Source organism: Candidatus Tisiphia endosymbiont of Oplodontha viridula, from assembly GCF_964264865.1.
In the GTDB taxonomy this organism is placed as follows: domain Bacteria; phylum Pseudomonadota; class Alphaproteobacteria; order Rickettsiales; family Rickettsiaceae; genus Tisiphia.
The window spans coordinates 1,626,866-1,647,209 of sequence record NZ_OZ183486.1 but is presented as its reverse complement, the minus strand read 5'-3'; the positions used below and the strand labels follow the sequence as shown (position 1 = coordinate 1,647,209).

14 protein-coding genes and 1 pseudogene are annotated in these 20,344 nt (G+C 33.4%); 8 read left to right on the top strand and 7 right to left on the bottom strand.

The window, feature by feature from the left end; translation table 11 throughout:
• Positions 1–5 precede the first annotated feature (5 nt).
• From ACFEL1_RS08015 to ACFEL1_RS07995, 5 genes are all read left to right on the top strand, one after another.
• A complete protein-coding gene (locus ACFEL1_RS08015) occupies positions 6–539 on the top strand; it encodes an NUDIX domain-containing protein (protein WP_375331008.1) in 534 nt (177 codons plus the stop codon).
• 110 nt (positions 540–649) lie between these two features.
• Positions 650–1,051, top strand: coding sequence for a hypothetical protein (locus ACFEL1_RS08010; RefSeq protein WP_375331007.1), 402 nt, complete (start codon positions 650–652; stop codon positions 1,049–1,051).
• Positions 1,052–1,063: 12 nt separating this feature from the next.
• A complete protein-coding gene (locus tag ACFEL1_RS08005; protein ID WP_375331006.1) occupies positions 1,064–3,451 on the top strand; it encodes an AAA domain-containing protein in 2,388 nt (795 codons plus the stop codon).
• 23 nt (positions 3,452–3,474) lie between these two features.
• The gene (locus ACFEL1_RS08000; RefSeq protein WP_375331005.1) at positions 3,475–4,041 is read left to right on the top strand and encodes an AAA domain-containing protein; all 567 of its coding nucleotides are present in this window, start codon (positions 3,475–3,477) and stop codon (positions 4,039–4,041) included.
• A gap of 529 nt (positions 4,042–4,570) precedes the next feature.
• Positions 4,571–4,876 (top strand): hypothetical protein, encoded by a 306-nt coding sequence (locus tag ACFEL1_RS07995; RefSeq protein ID WP_375331004.1) that lies wholly within the window; start codon positions 4,571–4,573, stop codon positions 4,874–4,876.
• A 67-nt stretch (positions 4,877–4,943) separates the two neighbouring features.
• Here the strand turns inward: ACFEL1_RS07995 and ACFEL1_RS07990 are convergent, their stop codons facing one another.
• The 3 genes and pseudogenes from ACFEL1_RS07990 to mutS form a co-directional block, all read right to left on the bottom strand.
• Positions 4,944–6,296, bottom strand: coding sequence for a class I SAM-dependent methyltransferase (locus ACFEL1_RS07990; protein WP_375331003.1), 1,353 nt, complete (start codon positions 6,294–6,296; stop codon positions 4,944–4,946).
• Positions 6,297–6,362: 66 nt separating this feature from the next.
• Positions 6,363–8,237 (bottom strand): annotated as a pseudogene (gene recJ, locus ACFEL1_RS07985) (single-stranded-DNA-specific exonuclease RecJ); the annotation flags it as partial.
• 27 nt (positions 8,238–8,264) lie between these two features.
• Positions 8,265–10,940: a DNA mismatch repair protein MutS gene (mutS, locus tag ACFEL1_RS07980; protein WP_375331002.1), complete on the bottom strand. Its 2,676-nt coding sequence runs from the start codon at positions 10,938–10,940 to the stop codon at positions 8,265–8,267.
• A gap of 621 nt (positions 10,941–11,561) precedes the next feature.
• Between mutS and recF the strand changes: the two genes are divergently transcribed.
• Complete coding sequence (gene recF, locus ACFEL1_RS07975; protein WP_375331001.1) at positions 11,562–12,644, top strand: DNA replication/repair protein RecF; 1,083 nt, start codon at positions 11,562–11,564, stop codon at positions 12,642–12,644.
• Between the two features lie 14 nt (positions 12,645–12,658).
• On the opposite strand, the gene ACFEL1_RS07970 is transcribed toward recF, so the two are convergent.
• Together ACFEL1_RS07970 and ACFEL1_RS07965 are read right to left on the bottom strand one after the other, a co-directional pair.
• Complete coding sequence (locus ACFEL1_RS07970; protein WP_375331000.1) at positions 12,659–13,699, bottom strand: hypothetical protein; 1,041 nt, start codon at positions 13,697–13,699, stop codon at positions 12,659–12,661.
• A 31-nt stretch (positions 13,700–13,730) separates the two neighbouring features.
• The gene (locus tag ACFEL1_RS07965; protein WP_410521688.1) at positions 13,731–15,206 is read right to left on the bottom strand and encodes a UDP-N-acetylmuramoyl-L-alanyl-D-glutamate--2,6-diaminopimelate ligase; all 1,476 of its coding nucleotides are present in this window, start codon (positions 15,204–15,206) and stop codon (positions 13,731–13,733) included.
• 318 nt (positions 15,207–15,524) lie between these two features.
• Here ACFEL1_RS07965 and ACFEL1_RS07960 point away from each other — a divergent pair, with 318 nt between their 5' ends.
• Both ACFEL1_RS07960 and ACFEL1_RS07955 read left to right on the top strand, forming a co-directional pair.
• Positions 15,525–16,718, top strand: a complete 1,194-nt coding sequence (locus tag ACFEL1_RS07960; RefSeq protein WP_375330999.1) for an MFS transporter — start codon at positions 15,525–15,527, stop codon at positions 16,716–16,718.
• Between the two features lie 22 nt (positions 16,719–16,740).
• Positions 16,741–17,994, top strand: coding sequence for an MFS transporter (locus tag ACFEL1_RS07955; RefSeq protein WP_375330998.1), 1,254 nt, complete (start codon positions 16,741–16,743; stop codon positions 17,992–17,994).
• Between the two features lie 263 nt (positions 17,995–18,257).
• Here ACFEL1_RS07955 and ACFEL1_RS07950 read toward each other — a convergent pair whose 3' ends face one another.
• A complete protein-coding gene (locus ACFEL1_RS07950) occupies positions 18,258–19,040 on the bottom strand; it encodes a cytochrome c1 (RefSeq protein ID WP_375331573.1) in 783 nt (260 codons plus the stop codon).
• Between the two features lie 107 nt (positions 19,041–19,147).
• On the bottom strand, positions 19,148–20,344 hold the full coding sequence (locus tag ACFEL1_RS07945; protein WP_341761248.1) for a cytochrome b: 1,197 nt from the start codon (positions 20,342–20,344) through the stop codon (positions 19,148–19,150).

Here is a 20,344-nt window from a genome sequence, read left to right as displayed (position 1 = left end):
GAACTTTGGCAAAAAGGAAAGATTATCATAATACCCTCGAAAATAGTAAATATTGTAGTATAATGCTTAGTGCAGGTAAAATTTATGTTATAGTTAGAGCTTATATAAGAGAGGGAGATTATGTATTAGTAGCAAATAGTGGTAGCCATCTCTTTCTCCCAGGAGGACATGTTAGATATCAGGAAACGGTTTATCAAGCATTACTACGGGAAATAGCAGAAGAGATTGGCACAATTGATCCTATAATTAATGATTTTATAGGAGTGGTAGAAAATCTTTGGGATAATAATGGCAAACCATTTCATGAACAGTCTTTTGTATTTAAAGTACATTCACATAGCCTATCTAAAAATAAAGAAGTAATATCAAAGGAACAACATTTAACTTTCCATTGGGAGAAATTTAGCAACCTAGCACATAAAAATTTTCTGCCAATCGGTATGTATGATTTCTTAAAGGAATACGAGGAACAAAAACAACCAAAGTTTTTTTCCCTTATAAAGGATCAATTTACTACCAAATTATTAAGCAATTTGTAATTGAGACTATTTTGTAACAAAAAAAGCTCTCCTTAACGTTTTCTACTAATATTCCTCCCAAAAACTTGAAAAATAACTTAGTGATCTCAGGTTTTAGTAATACACTAAGAATGGACTGTGTAATAAAGTTATGTAAGAAGTTTAATACAGAAACTTGGAAAGCGATTAGAGAGATGAGTGAAAAAGTTCAAGAAATTGTAAATGCTGCTTTCCAGTATATCTTATTTTTCATATTTGAAGTGTGGCAAGTAGTCAAATATTTTATACGACGACTATATATTTGGCATATATTTTCCGTACGCAATAGGTGGTATCTTAGTAGAAATGGAAATTACTATAACCCAATACTAGAAGCTACCGTTTATCCATGGTCACCAGGATGGAATATAGCAAGATTTGGTATCCACTACCAAGGATATACCTCTAAAATACATGCTCAAGAATCTGCATTTAAAATGTGGATGAAAGAACGATTTCATAAAAACAACTCAACAAACTTCTTAGAACATTAAATTGCTAATAAAATGAAAAAATTAACTACGCAAGAAGCATGTAACGTATTATCCGCTTGGACTGTCTTGGAAATATTAACGCCCCAAACATTTAAAAAACCAGAGGATTTAGTAGGAGGAAATCAAAAGTTAATCGCTTCTTTGGATTCCACTCTACCCTGGGAAAATGGTGGAGAAAAGGTTCCATCTAAGTTTACACTATTTTACCAAATAGTATTAGGTTCAATTAATGTAACAAATGCCTTTTCTGCTTTAAATAAAAAATATACTGATAGTGGTGTAGAGGCAAAAGTTACATCAGGAGAGGCTATAATTGCTATAATTATTGTCGACCAAAAGGGGTGTGTTATTAGTGGATATAATCCAATTAATCTTGCAAGTTTTGCTTGGGGTACTCCAAAAGCTTTAAAGGGCAACATTAAGGAGTTAAATAGATGGTCAATAACTGAAAGTACTGTTAAGATAGAACTTGGAGCAATTATCCGTAAAATAAATCACAACGGTGAGGTTCTTCCTTTAAACAAACTAACAATACAGGAAGCTTATAATTACCTTGTTAATACATTTGATATACCAGCTGAAATGCTTATAAACAAACAATTTGCTATTCGAAGTTATGAACCACATAAAGAAGGCTTTCCTGCTAACTTTCCTAGTAAAATTCCGCTGCTCAACAGTTTTTATTTAAATGATCTAGAGAAAGCCACTAAGGTAATTAAAGACTCAAAGGATAACACTAACTTATTACAATATCTAGGTGTAAATATTCCATCAAATCGTCATAATATTTTAGATGATACGGTTTTAGCTGATACCCTTGCTCCCAAAAATATTCCTTCAGCAAGATGGCCTGGACCAGGAAGACAGCCTCTAGTATTATTACAACAAGCAGCAGTTAATTTAGCTATGACGAAACTAAACGATGGTGGAATCTTGGCAATTAATGGACCCCCAGGTACTGGTAAAACTACTTTGTTACGTGACATTGTTGCTGAATTAGTCTCAAAACGAGCTGAAGCATTACTGAAGTTTGATGACCCTGAAAAAGCTTTTACTAATTCAGGCAATACAGTAAAATCTAGATCTAGTCGGTTCGATATTTATACATTAGATGAAAGTATAAAGAGTTTTGAAATATTAATTGCTTCATCTAATAATAAGGCTGTAGAAAATATTAGTGCTGAATTACCTAATTTAAAAGCCATAGCAAGTGATGCAGATGACTTACGCTATTTTACACCCCTATCCGATGCTTTATTGGGATATAGTAGTTGGGGGATGATTTCAGCAATGCTTGGCAATAGCACTAATCGTATTAATTTTAGTAAAAAATTTTGGCGAAATCAAGATTTTGGACTTGATACATATTTAGCAGAAATAAATGGTACCCCACAAATATTTCACGAAAGAGATCCAGTTACTAAAAAAATTACTAAAACTCGAACACCACAAATTATTCAAGACAGTAATCCACCACGTAATCGCAGCGAAGCCTTAATACGCTGGCGACAAGTGTGCAACCATTTTAAACAAGTATTACAAACAAGCCGAACTAGACTTGCTGAATTACAGGAAATAAAGAATTTGTTGCAATATTTAGCAGATATAGCAATTCAATTAGAGCCAGGAGAGGGGTTAAATGATCTTTTATCCAAACATAATAAGCATAAACCTTGTATTATTTCCTCTATTCTAAAAACTTCTGCATTTCGTAGTTGGCAAAAGAAAAATCAAAAGCTTACTAATTTTCAGTATACACAAAAAAATATTTATGAGTTATTTAGTCAGCTTGCTCCTCATATTGTTGATAAGAATTTGTTTTTAAAATCTCCTAAAGAAAAGTATGTAGTTTCCCCATGGTGTGATGCACAAACACACTCCTTACGTGATGAAGTATTTATTGCTGCTATAAAAGTACATAAAGCTTTCATAGATGCAGCAGCTAAACCTTTACTTCATAATCTCGGAGCTTGGATGGAAAATTTTACTAATTCTACTACTGTTATGGAGTGTTTAGCAGATTTATGGTCATCTTTCTTTCTAGTAGTTCCTACTATATCAACAACTTTTGCTTCCGTAGAGAAAATGTTACAGGGTCTTCCATTAAACTATCTTGGATGGTTGCTCATTGATGAAGCTGGACAGGCCTTACCTCAAGCAGCTGTTGGAGCTATAATGAGAACAAAACGAATTATAATTACTGGCGACCCTCTACAAATAGAACCAATTGTTATCTTACCTGATAGTTTAACAAAAAATATATGCAAACAATTTGAGGTAAGTCCTGATAATTTTAATGCCCCAGAAGCGTCAGTTCAAACCTTAGCAAATGCTGTAAGTCCATATATACTAAATTTACTACTAAATATGGGAATCGGGAAACTGGAGTACCTTTACTAGTACATAGGCGTTGTGCAGATCCTATGTTTAGTATTTCCAATGCTATTGCTTATGAAAATTTAATGATACAAATAAAGAAAGATAATAGCGATTCATTAATACGCAACTGTCTTGGTTCTTCTAAATGGTTTGATGTTAAAGGTGATATTATGGACAAATGGTGCTTAGAAGAAGGAAAAGAGGTAATTAGACTATTAAATCAATTAAAAACTGCTAGAATATTTCCAGACCTATATATTATAAGCCCGTTTAAGCTCGTTGCCTATAATTTACGTAAGTTGATTAAAGAGCATAAAGTTTTAGATTCTTGGATAGAAACCGATACGCAACTTTGGCTTAATGAGAGAATTGGCACAGTACATACTGTACAAGGACGAGAAGCTGAAGCAGTAATCTTAGTGTTAGGAGCTCAGGGATCCACTCAAGGTCATAGTCGACAATGGGCAGGTAAATCTCCTAACATCTTAAATGTGGCAGTTACTAGGGCTAAAGAAGTTATTTATGTTATAGGACATAAAGACTCATGGGAAAATATTGGGGTATTCAGAGAACTATACTCTAGACTAGAAGATGATTTCAGCATAGATTGATGTGTTCAGCCCATCAGCTCCAACTTGTTGCTAATTGATAGTTGTTTTTAACGTTTGACTTTAGATTTTTAGATTTAAATGTTGTATAATGAACTTTGTGCAAAATCCGTTTCAAACGGATTTATATTAATTTATAATAACCTCAAGTATCTATGTAATAAATTAATAGTAGGCTCAAATAATCATCGCCATTAGGGGTGATGTCACCACAACTGTCGAAAGTTAGAAGAGGAAGCGGTTTTAGAACTCATTATGGCAGTTTAAAAGTTGTAGAAAAATAACCAAGGTCATTGCGAGGAGGCATAAGCCGACGAAGCAATCCATTTTTGGTTACTTTTATTGCTTCGCTTACGCTCGCTAATAGACACTGTGGTATAGGTATTTGTAAACTTTCAACAGTTGTGGGGTAACATCGAAGATGCAGAAAGTCTAATAAAGAATTTATTAATTCATTTCCTAATTAACAGTTGATATTATTTGTATAATGTGTATAATGTGCTTCTTAAAAATTAATAAAGGACCATTATATATGATGAATTCCCACGAGAACAGACCTCTCGTTAAAGACATTAATTGCACAGCTGACTTAAAACGTGACTCAGCCTTTACTACACAGCCTACTACCCTTGGTAATGCCTTACAGTTTACTCCCCCTAATAATACTGTACAGCTTACTACCCCTAGTAATGCCTTACAGTTTCCTGTATCTAATGCTACTGATAATACCTTACAGCCTTCCTTAATCACGTCTAATTCAAATGCTACCTTACGGTTCACTGATGAGCAGGATGTTCGACCAATATTAGGAGACGACAGCGAAGGCTCTCAAGAATAAAGCACAAACCTACCATTTCAAAAGCTGTTTTTACAGCTTTTGAAGTTAGCTATAAATGTCAAATTAGTTAAAAAGGTTTTACTGATTTGTCATGAAGTAACATAATTCCCGTAGTAAAAAACGGGGCAAATATGTTCTTTACTTCCAATAACAAGGTTTCATTACTAATTTCTTGTTGTAAATCTTCTCTGATTAAATCAAAGATTTCCTGTAAACTTTTACCACCATCTATCATTTGTTTAAAAACATATTTGGTATAATTAGAAATTGGTATAGTAATATTGATATCCTTTAATAATGAATTATTTAATGTAAAGTTAACAATATTGCCAGCTACTAAAGCATTAGTTTCTATATGATCATAAATTTGTTTAGAAATAGCCCCAGTAATACCATAAAAATATGGTATATTATCCAAATTATCAAGACTAGCAATAGTATCTTTTTGATTAGAAACAAAAAAACTGTGTTTAATAATATTTCCAACAATTAATTCACAAATTGCTTGCTGTGTTATGATATCCATCTTCTTAATCTTCTGTAGAAGAGAAAAATCACTAATATAATTTTCGATCCTTAGAGCTAATTTTTCGCTAACATCAGAAAATTCCACAAAATTTAAAGCTGCATTATGAATAAATTCGTATAATTCGGGAATAGAATAAGCCCTATCCTGTTTATGCAAAAACATGTCATATAAACCTACATCACCGAAAACAACATGGTCACCTAGCAGTTCTTGCCCACGTATATACCAATTAGTTGCAGGGAAACCAGCCATAACAGACTTGGTATTCATTATTTCTTCTACCCTATTGCTAACACCTTGGTTTACCATTTTCATGATATCTTGTACCTGATATAATCCAGTACGACCATATTTAGCATAAACCATTATGTTAATTGCTCCCTGATCAGAGAGAGAATCCTTTAATATCTTTAAACCATCTGGAGGGCTTTTCAAATGGTGTAATACTCCTATACAATTAATATAATCAAACTTACCTAAATTAAGCTTTGGAATATTTAAAATAGAATCATATACCCATTTAATATTGGTAAGACCACGTTTTTCAGCACGTTTTTGGGCAATTTCCATGCTTGGCTTGCTAAAATCTAAATACACCACTTCAGCATTTTTATCTTTTAGTTGCTCTGCCATATATATAGCAGAATCACCAGTACCACCACCGGCAATTAGCACCCGAAAACCTGAATTAAAATCTTCTTTACCTTTATATAAATAATGATTTAACTCACCCAAAAATTCGCCGCTAATTACCAGTAATCTTTTTGTTTCATCTTCAGGATCTCTATAAGGATAGGGGTAATCTTGATAATGCTCTTGCACTACAGCCAAATCACCAGTTCCCTCAATGGGAACATGGCTATTTGTTTTAACTTGTTTAGATTTTGACATAGGAAATTTACATTATACTTGGAGTTGATAAAAAACTTATAATCATAGCAAAATAGCTAACAAATATCATTTTATCAAGTCCTTTATTTGTAATTGTATAGTATGACGTTCTTGCCAACTATTCATTTTTAATGAACCAATTACAGAAATATTATGTGACTTAATATTAAGTAAAATATTTTCTATAGGACTAGATACACTATTAAACGCAATAGCATGAAGCGGTTTAGAACCAAAAGCTTCCTTAGAAGGAGCAAGCAAACATCTTATATGCTTACCACCGACTATGTCAGCTTTTAACACCAAAAGATTAGAGAATTTAAATATTGGCTCATAATTTCCTTGGCCAAATGGTTCGAGTTTACTCAGCTCATCCATTAGCGGCAAATTTACACTACTTGTAGTAAGTTCCGCATCATATTCTTCATAGGCAATGTCATTTTGATTACTAATATCAATCTTAAAGGCGTGATTTAAGAATTCTTGTAACTCTTGTAATTTCTCTTCCAATACTGTAAATCCAGCTGCCATTGCATGTCCCCCGCCAGCTATGATTAAATCTTTAGCCTTGGCATTGATAATTTTACTACCAAAATCAACATTTTTGACAGAACGGCAAGAAGCCTTACCGATTGCATCATTTAAAGCTATAACTGAAACCGGTTTATTAAATTTTTCCTTTAATCTGCCAGCGACAATGCCGATAACACCTGGATGCCACCCTTTACCAACTATAAATAATGAACTATCATTTTCTTGGGTTAAAGCTATTTGAGTAGCTTCCTCTATCATTATCAGCTCTATTACTTTTCGCTCATTATTATGTTTCTCCAACTCCTGTGCAAGTAGATTTGCTTCTATTGCACACTCGGTAGATAAAAGACTAGCACCCAAGGATGATTTACCAACTCTTCCACCGGCATTGATCCTAGGTCCCAACACAAATCCCAAATGATAACAGTTTGGTTTTTCATTTAAACCAGCAACATCACATAAAGTCTTCATACCTAAATTTTTTCTTTGACCAAGGATTTTTAATCCTTGAGCAACAAAAGCACGATTTAAGTGAATAAGCTTCATTACATCGCATACTGTTCCAAGTGCGACTAAGTCTAAATATTGCATTAAATTTGGTAGAGCCCGTAGCAAACTGGCGTCATTGCGAGGAGATGCTTCAGCAGCGACGAAGCAATCCAAATGCTTTCTTTTATCATCATTTTTCTTGATTGCTTCGTCGCAGCGAAGCTGCTCCTCGCAATGACGATCAGCAAAGAAATTTTGTTTTTTTAAATCGGATAATAAGGCGGTAGCAAATAAAAATGATACTCCTACAGCCGCTAGGTACTTATATCTACTGGTCTCATCGATACGATTCGGGTTAACAACAGCAACAGCGTCAGGCAATATATCACTACTAATGTGATGATCGATAACTATTACATCAAGCTTTACTTGTGATGCATATTTTAGAGCCTCATGTGCCATTGCTCCACAATCAACAGTAATCAGTAGCTCAGTAGCATTATCCTTAATTTTCTGCATAGCAGCTGGAGTTGGTCCATACCCTTCAGCAATTCGGTCTGGAACATAAATATCAGCTTCTTGCCCCAAATCTCTAAATAGATTCTTAAGTAGTGATGAAGATGTAGCCCCGTCAACGTCATAATCAGCAAATATACAGATTTTCTGTTTATTTATAATAGCTTCTATAGTCCTATCTACTGCTTTTTGCATATCAAGTAAATGAAAAGGATCTGGCAGTAAATTCTTGAGCTTAGGTGATAAAAAATCTATAGCTTGTGACAAGTTCTCTAAGCGAGGAAATAGAACCCGTGCTAGAAAATCACTGATTCCTACAGAACGACAAAGTTCTGAAACATCATCCTCGTTTACTGATCGCTGTTGCCAAATTTTTCCATTTACTGAACGTTTGGGTTCTAGTGGTATTATCATGTAAGGCAACCCTATTTAAAAAATTAGTTCCTTTAACTTATAAATCAACTCTAAGGCTTGTTTAGGGGAGAGCTGATCAGGATCGATTTTAATAAGTTCTTCTTCTAACTTATTAAATTTTATTTCTTTTTTACTTTCTACTGGCAGACTAAATAAACTTAAGTTGTTTGATTCAGTGTTTAATATATTTTTGCTTTTGTACGTTGCGGTTTTTTCTAATTTTGTTAAAATGTCATTCGCCCTAATTATAACAGATTTTGGTAGGCCCGCTAAGTAGGCTACATGAATTCCATAAGATTTATCAGCCATACCTGCTATAATATTATGCAAAAATAATATTTCTTTCCCTAATTCCTCAATAGCCACCGTATAATTTTGCAAGGCTGGCAAAAAATTACTCATGCTGGTTAATTCGTGATAATGCGATGCAAACAAACATCGACATTTGAGATTATCATGAATATATTCCAGCACCGCGAAAGCAATTGACACACCATCGTAGGTGGAAGTTCCACGACCAACCTCATCTAATATGACTAAAGAATTTTTAGTAGATTGTGCTAAAATAGCTGATGTTTCAAGCATTTCCACCATAAAAGTCGATTGGCCTGCTTGTAAATCGTCCCCTGCCCCTATCCTACTAAATATCTTGTCTACAATACCTATTTTGGCACTTTTAGCCGGCACAAAACTACCAATTTGAGCTAATATGGCTATTAGGGCATTTTGCCGTAAAAAAGTACTTTTACCTGACATATTAGGTCCAGTAATTAACCAAATTCTATGAGCTTCCGATAAAGTACAGTTATTGTGAATAAAGCTTTTTTTATCATTTGATAAACTTTGCTCAACGACTGGGTGACGCCCTTCAATAATCTCAAAACTCAAATCATTGCTTAACCTAGGCTTGACGTAATGATATTCATCAGCAATATAAGCAAAATTACAAAATACATCAAGCTGACTCAAGGAACAGCTAAGTAATCGTAAGAATATAGCTTTATCAATAACTTGCTGGCATATTTTATTATATAATTCTAGTTCAAGACTAACCGCTAAACTTCTGCTATTAACCATATCGCTTTCTAACTTTTGTAATTCAATAGTAGTATAGCGACTAGCATTAGAGGTTGTTTGTCGGTGAATAAATTTTGAAGCGTACATTTTATCACTATGTCTTAGGGTAACTTCAATAAATAAGCCAAGTACATTATTATGAGATATTTTTAGGGTGTCAATGCCAGTATCAAGGCGATATACATTTTTTAATTTTTCTACATGTGCTTTGCCATTGTTAATTAAGTCATATAATTCTTGTATTTTAGGATGATAATGATGATTTATTATCCCACCTTCATTGATAGTATTAGGTGCATCCTCTCTAATTGCTTGATCTATTAATGAATATAACTGTTCATCTCCAGATAGAGGTTTAATTAACTTCTCTATATAATCTAGCAAATTTAGCCCATAATGGGCAATAAACTCTCCTTTTATTTCCAGTGCAGCATTTAACGTATATTTAATATTTAGCAGATCTCGCCCGCAGCCACGATTCATGGTAATTCTAGCCAAGCAACGTTCTAAATCCCCAGTTTTCTTGAGTAACTTTTTAATATTCCCTACTAGTTCAATATTTGAATAAAAAAATTCTGTGATATTTTGTCGATAATTTATTTCATCAATATCTATTAGTGGTGTAGATAAAAAGTGATATAGTAAACGACTACCAGCCTTAGTAACTGTATGATCAATAGTGACCAGTAAACTACCCTTGGTTTTTCCTAATAAATTATTAGTAATTTCCAAATTCCGCCGAGTCGCCGAATCAATAATCATAAAATTATGGTAATTGACCAACAAGGGCAAAGGTAGCGAGGGTATATTTTGCTTTTGCGTTAGCGATAAATATTCTAAGATACTACCAATACTACTTGTTTGACATTCAGATATTTCCCCTATGGCTTTTAGATCATTGATTTTGTAAAAATCTAAAATAATTTTATGGCATTTTTTAGGAGCAAAAAAACTATCAACTTGATACGAGACACGAAAATGTAATTGGTGCTGAATACTACTAGCTAATTGTTCTCCCTGCAAATTTTCGCTAAGTAAAATCTCTTTAGGCTTAAGACGTGATAGTTCATTTAGAATCTCATCCTGCGGAATCTCTATAACTGAAATTTCTGAAGTGGAAAGATCAACGTAACAAATTGACGCCCTGTTTTTTAGCAAAACTAAGCTTGCCAAATAATTAGGTTCGCATGACGAAATTAAAGATTCCTCGATAATAGTACCTGGGGTGATAATACGCGTTACATCCCTATTTACTACAGCTTTATAGCCACCACGTTTCTTTGCCTCTTCCGGTGTTTCTAGTTGATCACAAATAGCAACTTTGTAATTTTCTTCAATTAATTTATTTAAATATGTCTCAAGAGCATGATGGGGTACGCCGCACATAGCAATCTCAGAGTCTCCATTAGTCCCTCTTTTGGTAAGAGCAATACCTAAAACTTGGCTGGCAAGAATTGCATCATCAAAAAACATTTCATAAAAATCGCCCATCCTAAATAATAGAAGACAATCAAGATTGGCAAATTTGATGTCTAAATATTGTTGCATCATCTTTGTTGATTGATCATAATTATATTTATGGCGAAATTCTTCTAAAGTCATGGATAAAGTCATGGATATATTTAGTTGTTTGAATTAGATTTGAGTATATACTCAGGTAGAACTTCAAAAATTAAGGTCATTGTATACTCTTCTGCTCCTACGAATTGTTTTTTGAAAATATCATGGATTCGCAGGCTCATGTACTATATGTACACCTAGCATGCTCACCATTCATTTTCAAATCCAATTCTTCAAATCATTTGAGTATACCATAAAGATCACAACTGTTGAAAGTTAAAAAATCGTCTATTAGCGAAGTGCTGTTGTAAGGTTTAAGCCGTCTATTAGCGAGCGAACGTATGTGAGCGTGGCAATCCATGAAGCTTGTCATATGGATTGCTTCGTCGACCTATGGTCTCCACAACTGTCGAAAGTTTACAAATACCTATACCACAGCGTCTATTAGCGAGCGTAAGCGAAGCAATCTAGGAAACAATCTATAGATAAATGATGTTACTGGATTGCTTCGTCGGCTTTACAGCCTCCTCGCAATGACGTGTAGGGAAGCTGTATTTACTAACTTTCGACAGTTATGCTATGGTCTCCTCGCTAATAGACGGTTTTGGCTAAAATTTTTTCAATTTAGCTATAATTGGGTTGATTCGGTTTTTCTCTCACTATTTCAAATAAGTTATGCATAATATTTACCTACAAAAATTAAAATTACTAAATTATCGTAATTTTCAGAATTTAGATATTAGTGCTGGTAATAATCCTGTTATACTAATAGGGGGGAATGGTAGTGGAAAAACTAACATTTTAGAATCAATATCACTATTTTCACCTGGTAAAGGCTTGAGATCAGCCAAATTAGATGATATTTGTCAAAGGGGAGCAGATCATTGCTTAGCTTATACATTATTACACAGTAAACTTGGCTTAGTTGAAATTTCAACGAATTTAAAGCGTGAATCTAATAGACGTTTTACGGAATTTAATGGTGTTAAAATACAAAATAATGAACTAAGTAAGTTCACTGCTATGATTTGGCTTACACCCCAAATGGAAGGTATTTTTTCTTCCAGTACTAGCGATAGGCGTAAATTCTTTGACAGAATTGTTTATAACTTTAATCCATCGCACGCAGGAATAGTTAGTAAATACGAATATTACATGTATGAACGTAGCAAAATACTAGCACAAGACCAAGTGGATACAAATTGGCTAAGAGTGGTTGAAGAAAAAATGGCGGAATTATCAATTGAGATCGCTATTAATAGGCTAAAAATTTTAGAACATATGCAAAAAGCTATCTCAGATTTGGATAATGATTTTCCTAAAGCTATTTTATCAATTAATGGGGTTATAGAAGATATAATATTAAAAAATTCTGAAATAGATATTGATTTTATAAAAAATGAGTTAGTGGTGTCTCGTGTTCGTGATAAGATGTCTAATAGAACTAATTTTGGAGTGCATAAAAGTGATTTTGTAGTTATTCATAAAGAAAAAAATGCCTTAGTTAAACACTGTTCCACCGGTGAACAGAAGGCTATGCTCATTGCCATAATACTTGCCCAAGTTAATTATTCTATTAAAGAAAACATTGCTATGCCTATTTTACTGTTAGATGAGGTTTTTGTACATCTTGATAACAAAAGGAGGCAGTACTTAATTGATTTCTTCCTAGAATTAGGATTACAGCTATGGGTGACTGCAACTGACTTAAATGGCATAGAATCTTTAACAAAAAAAGCAGAATTAATAAAATTATAGGATGAAATTTTCTCTTATTTAATTTTAAGGCAATACCTTAAAACTTGATCACGACGTTCTAATATAGAATTAAGGTAAGAATTATTTAAAAAATCAGAACCTTTTGCTGCTATAAAAATCTTTCTAAGAAGAGGTAAGTCTAATTTTTTTATAGCTTTTATAGTGTCGTTATAACATTGTGTTGGATAAGATATTATAAAACTCTTATCAAATGCATGATACTGAATCCATAGGCTATTTTGATAAATAACAAACCGAAAAGGGTGGTTATAAGACTGAAAATTTTTGTAAAAGGTAGGAGGTATTTGTTTTTTAAATCTTTGTTTTAGCTTTTCTTCATTAGGGAGATCAATAACCTCTGCTTTATCAAAAGGAAATGGTTTATCCCAATCATTGGTATTTAATTTATCACTATACAGTACTCTAACAAAAGGAAGTTCACCAAGCTTAACATATTGGCGATTACGAATGCCTGAATTATCTATTGCAATAAAATATGTTTTATTAATATCTTTAAATATTAATAAATTATGTGATCCAGAGTCCCACTGCCCAAAAATAAAGTAAAAAGTTCGTAGGTTCATTTGATCTTTTATGGAAACCTCTTGAAGAGCTTTTTCATACTCTTCAGGTACTAAAGGATCAATTTTAGTATCAATGTAGAGTTGCAATGATCCTGTCATTCCATTAATTTTACGCATTACTGTTGGAGGAATATGAGGGAAACCTAGAATTAGAGAAGCTTGATACGCTGCTACTTCAGCTTGTGCATCTCCTAAATCATCTGCAGGTAATTTTTTAAAGACAGCTTTTACCTGATCATCTAAAGTAACTAAAAAAACTTCTCCATTGAATTCGGCTTTTTTACCTTTTCCCGCAAGAAACTTTCTCATAGGTTCTATATGGTGTATTGTAGATGTTTTAAGTAATTTTGAGATCTCAACTTTTTTCCATGTTTCTGGATGGTTAAATGGGCTGGCATATGCAAAATGTATAGTTAATAAGGATGGTAGAATTATATAGAAGGAGACTAAGAATATTCTAGAAACTTGCATATAATTTTATTATTAGTTGATATTTTTTAATTCAAAATCTTTTTCTACTTTGTAGAGCTTCTTTGGCTATATCGAAGTCGCTAAATGGTAGTTTTTTATTACCGATTATTTGATAATTTTCGTGACCTTTGCCGGCAATCAGCAAAATATCATCTTCTTGTAAATTATTTATTGTTTCAGTAATTGCAATTTTTCTATTATTTATTTCTATATATCTATTAGTGATAGATATAATACCTTGTATAATTTGCTGCCGTATGAATTTTGGGTCTTCATTCCTCGGATTATCGTCAGTGATAATAACTCTATCTGCAATTTTTGCAGCAACTTGCCCCATTAATGCTCTTTTACCACTATCTCTATTCCCCCCACAGCCAAAAATTACTTTTAATGATCCCCTATTTGAGTATATTTCTGATTTTATTTTTTTTAGTTCTAGCAAGCTTTTTTCTAAGGCATCTGGAGTGTGAGCGTAGTCAATAAAAATATTGCTATTAGCTACTCTCTCTAAACGTCCTTTAACTGCTTTAATTTGTGGTAATTTCGATATGACTTGTTCAAAAGGAAAGCCAGTCAAATGCACCATCATAACGGCAATTAGTAAATTGGTTGCTTGAAAACTACCAACTATATCGGTAGTAAAATTATATTTCTGCCCGTTATAACTACAAATTGTGCTGTCGATAATTTTCAGATCACCATTCATACCAACGGTTAAAAATTTTATATTACGATCCTGTAAATAACTTTTGATATAATCTAATTGTTCTATTTCCGAGTTTAATACAGCAACTCCTGCCTGCGATAAATTATCTGTAAATAATTTTAGCTTGGCTAAAAGATAATTATCCATATTTTTATGATAGTCAAGATGATCTTGACTAAAACTAGTAAAGCAGGCAGCATCTACTTTTAGACCATGTAATCTTTCTTGATCTAGACCATGGCTGGAAGCCTCAAAAGCTACATATCTTATATTATTCTCAGCTAGATTATGTAAAATATGTCTGAAAGTTACAGGATCAAGGGTAGTGAGGGCAGGAAACTTATCTGAAATCTCTTGGATGGTTGTTAAATCCAAATTCTCAGGACATTCTATACCGATAGTACCAATAGAACAGCTGGGTACTCCTAGCAATGTGTATAGCTGTCTGCAATAGGATACTACCGAGGTTTTACCGTTAGTACCAGTAGCAGCTACCATATATTGTGGTAATAAAGGGTAAAGAATATTAGCAGCTTGGCTCAGTGCCACCCGTGCATCACTCACAAGCGTTATATGTACACCATTAGCGATAATGTTAGGGTTTTTCAAACTTGCAGCATCATCGGTAACAATGAATTTCACTCCTTTGTTTATTACATCATCAATAAACTTATTACCATCCGAACTTGCTCCTTTAATGGCGAAGAATAGACTAGTTGATTTAACTAGTCTAGAGTCGCAACATAAAATTTTAGGTTCAATCTGAGAGGTAATTTTTAAATAGTCAAATAATTTTTGCAATTTAAATATAGCCTAATTAGTTTTTATGTGTATGTTTACCCATAGTACATTTTTTGTGTAATCATCATCGCGATGCACCTACAGACACCAAAATCGTCATTGCGAGGAGCTGCGACAGCAGCGACGTGGCAATCTTTTGAAGTAATACTTGTCCCTACTTCACAAGATTGCCGCGTCGGCGATTCCATCGCCTCCTCGCAATGACGGTTAAGGAAAAACTTGATTATCGAGTACCAACTCTTGAAATCATAGTAGTATAAAGTAGTAGCCCATGTAAAGCTAGTAGATAGTTTGTTAACAAGAAATTTAGGGTTTCTTATGCAAAAAAAAGATATATCAATTCTAATAGGTAATGCTCTAGATCATTTTGATACGGCTATTTATAGTTTTCTTGCTCCAGTTTTATCAATGATCTTTTTTCCCAAAGATGATCCTATAGTTGCTTTAATCTTAACCTATAGTGTGCTAACAACTTCAATCATTACTAGACCAGTTGGCTCGATAATTTTCAGTATAATTGTCAAAAAACGAGGGCCAACTCTAGCTCTATCCTATTCATTAATAGGTGTTGCTATTACTACTATGTCAATAGGATTTATACCAACTTATCAAATGATTGGCTGGTTTTCACCATTGATGTTGCTCATTATTCGAATGATGTTAGCAATTTTTGGCGAAGGAGAACACTGTATTGCCAAATTATATATTGTAGAAAATAAGACGCAGATTCAAGGAGTGAAAGCATCTTATCTATACGAGTTATCAACAATGTTTGGCATTATTATTGCCTCTTTTATAAGTAACATTCTAATTAGTTCTAATCACCATGAATATTGGCGTTTATGTTTTATATTAGGAGGGAGTACAGGGATTGTCGGGATTTATCTTAGACGTTATTCTAATACGTCTCAAAGAGCAATAGAACAGAAATCCTCTACATCAAATGTGATATTGAATAATAAGTGCAATATTCTACGTGTATCTATAGTTAGTGGTTTTTCCTATATGACATATGTCATACCTTTTGTCGTGATGAATAGTTTTATACCTCTTATCACTTCTATATCTTTGGAGGCGATGATGAGTGTTAATACTATTTTATTAATCATAGATGTAGCAATGATTCCATTAGTAGGGCATTTTATTAAAAAATATCGCCCTGTGGATGTAATGATCGTAAGCACTAGCATTCTATTTATTAGCATAGTACCATTATGGTTATATATTACTGATGCTTCTGTATGGTATATTAATTTTGTTCGTTTATGGATTATTACCTTAGGGGTAACTTTTGCATGTCCACTAAATTATTGGCTTAATAGCTTATTCCGTAGTTCAGATAAATATATGCTAGTTAGTATTGGTGATGCTTTAGGTACTTCAATATTTGGACGATCTACCCCTGCAGTGTGCATAGCTCTTTGGCATTTTACTGGCTCTTCTATAGCCATAGGAGTTTATATTGCAATGATTACTTTAGTTACCATATGGGCGGTGAAGAGTATACCATGAAAAACATAATAGATATAGATGTATGACAAGACCGGCATTCCTAATTGCTTTTTTTACGACAATCGTGCGTTATTATGATTATGCTCTTTTTGGTCTCTCGGCAGCAGCTCTATCCAAGAATTTTTTACCTCTAGGATCAAATGATAGGCAGATATTATTATTTTTTGCTATATTCAGCATAGCTGTAATAGCTCGTCCCATAGGCTCGATCATTTTTGGTTTTATCAGTGATAAATATGGTAGAATTGTATCAGTTAAAATCTCAGTATTTTTGGCTACTATCTCTACAATTCTTATAGGATTAACCCCTAATTTTGATAAAATTGGTATGTATGCTACAATAATTTTAATATTTTGTCGTATGACATTTTTAATGAGTTTGGCAGGGGAGAGCGATGCAATAAAAATTTATGTTGTAGAAAAGGTGGGTATGAGGCACAAAAATTATACTTATGGTATCGTGTCATTTTGTACTCAGGTTGGGGCATTGCTTGCTGCAACAATTTATCATTTTTCGACAAAGTTTGAACAAATGTCTCATTTATGGCGGGTCAATTTTATTATTGGTGGAATTTTTGGTTTATTTATCATAAGTCTAAGGCACTATTTTCGTGAAAGTGAAGAGTTTTTAAAGTCTAAAAAGGATCATAAATCTATATATTACAACTTTTTTGATTTAGGAAAGATTATAAAAAATTCATTTGGCAGATTTATCATAGCAATATTAATAAGTGGTTGCATAGGAGGTATTTACCATTTTTTAATTATTTTTTGGGGAGTCTTTGCAGCAAAAAGTGCGTTGCTTATGAATAGCAATCAAGCTCAAATTATCAATATAGTCTTAATAACCATTTATGCTATTATGTCAGTGTTTTCTGGTTTTTTAGCTGATAGGATTTATCCTAAAAAACAAATTATTACATCGTTATCATTAAGTTTGTTAGTTATAATTATTGTACAGTTTCTATTATATAAAGAAATCTTTGTGATTTACTTCCCCATCATTCTTATAGCCCTTGCTCCATTTTATGTAGTACCATTACAAGTTATTGTCCAATCTCTATTCATTACTAATATTAGGGCTAGAATGTGTAGCATATCGCATTCACTTGGTGGCATGATATTTTCGTCAACAACACCATTTTTTTGTATGTTATTGTGGCAATATTTTAATTCAATATTCTTAGTGCTAGGATTTTTTCTGCTATTGTTATTAATATTGTTCAGTACAGTAATTTATCTGTATAGTACAAACGTTATAACAAATTATAGCTAACCCGAATAGTATTACTCCGTCATTGCGAGGAGGCGATGAAATCGCCGACGTGGCAATCTCATGAAATAATATCTGCCTTTGTTAGGCGGCTTCGAGATAATTTAAGCTCTTCTTCACAAGATTGCCACGTCGGCACTTTGTGCCTCCTCGCTAATAGACGGTTTTAACTTTCAACAGTTGTGTACCTCGACCCTTCGACTCCTGCTACTATCATAATGTTGATTCTATCAACTCTTCATTTACTAGTGTTATATTTATACTCTTCATTTATGCTCTTCTGTTTCTAGATTCTTCCAAATTCTATTTTTAGAGATATAGAAGAAAATTATAAAAATTACTAAGAACATCATCACTTTTAAACCCATGGATTTACGGTTTTCCATTTCAGGTTCAGCAGCCCATTGTAAAAATATCGTAACATCCATAGCCATTTGTTCGACTGATGAGTTTGTTCCGTCTATATACTTTACTTGTCCATCTGACAAGGGAGCTGGCATGGCAATCTGACTATGTGGAAAATATGGGTTGTAATTTAATCCTGGCATTAGTTTAAAATTTTCAGGAGGATCAGTATAACCAGTAAGTATAGAATATAAATAATTTGCTCCATCAGGTCTTGCTTTGATAATCAACGATAAATCAGGCGGATCTGCTCCATTATTGGCAGCTCTTGCTGCTTGTTCGTTAGGGTAGGGACGAACAAATGGATCAGAGGGTAGAGCCGGTCTTTCAAACATTTCTCCTGCATCATTTGGACCATCTTGTACAGTATAATTTTTGGCTATTTCTTTAATTTCTTCATCTGAAAATCCTAGATCTTTAAGATTACGATAATATAAATTATAAAGACCATGACAGCTACTGCATACTTCTTTATATACTTGGAAGCCACGTTGCGCAGCTTTCCTATCAACAGTTGCAAAAACTCCATCAAATGGCCAAGCAATCTTTTTTGTAGGTAGTGCTTCGTTTGCGATAGAGATGTTTGATAGTAATAATATGAATAGACAAATAATAGAGTTTCTCCATGACAGAAAAAACGTCATCCGAGCTACAGCGGGAATCCAAGAAAGATATCCTGAAAGACCATTAAATATTGGTTTAAATATCATATGCCCCTGTATAAAATACCTTTGTATAACTTTGTTGTCTTTCATATAGAATCCGGTAATGGCAGAGTTTTTTCATATTTGCTAATTAGGGGTACTGCAATTAAAAAATGAAAGAAATAATAAGTAGCAGCAAACCGGCTTAAGGTAATGTAAGGTTCTTCTGCTGGTTGTCCTCCAAGATACCCAAGTGTCAAGCAGTCAAATATGAACAGCCAAAAAGCTATGCGGAACATTGGTCTATAATTGCTACTCCTAACTTTTGAACTGTCAAGCCAAGGTAAAACAAATAATAACAAAATACTAGAGAACATTAATATTACGCCACCTAGCTTTGACGGTACTGCACGTAAAATGGCATAAAATGGCAGAAAATACCATTCGGGAACTATATGAGCTGGAGTAACCAAAGGATTAGCTGGTATGTAATTGTCAGGATGCCCTAGATAATTTGGTTGGTAAAAGACAAAAAAGGCAAATATTAAAAAGTAAACACCGAATCCAACGAAGTCTTTTACCGTATAATACGGGTGAAAAGGAATAGTATCTTTAGATGACTTAACATCGATCCCTTTAGGGTTATTTGATCCATGAATATGTAGTGCTACTAAATGGAGTAGTACTAAAGCTACTATAATAAATGGCAATAAATAATGTAAAGCAAAAAATCTGTTAAGTGTAGGGTTATCAACTGAAAAACCCCCCCAAAGCCAAGTAACTATTGATTTGCCAATAATAGGTATAGCTGAGAATAAATTGGTGATTACAGTTGCTCCCCAGTAACTCATTTGTCCCCAAGGTAGTACATATCCCATGAAAGCAGTAGCCATCATAGTAAGAAAAATTATTATGCCTATATGCCACAACAACTCTCTAGGTTTTTTGTATGAGCCATAATATAATCCTCTACAGATATGTAGATAAACTGCAGCAAAAAACATTGATGCTCCAACTGAGTGTATATAACGTATTAACCAGCCGTAATTGACATTACGCATAATTTTTTCAACACTCTCAAAGGCGTAATCAACATGAGGAGTGTAATGCATAGCTAAAATAATGCCAGTGATTATCTGAATTACTAAAGCGATACCAGCTATTGACCCTAAGTTCCATAGGTAACTTAAATTTTTGGGTGTTTGGTATTCTCCCAAATGTTTAAGGAACGAGAAAACAGGTAGTCTATAGTCTATCCATTCTATAACGGGGTTTGATTTTTTAGGATCATTAGTTTCATTCAT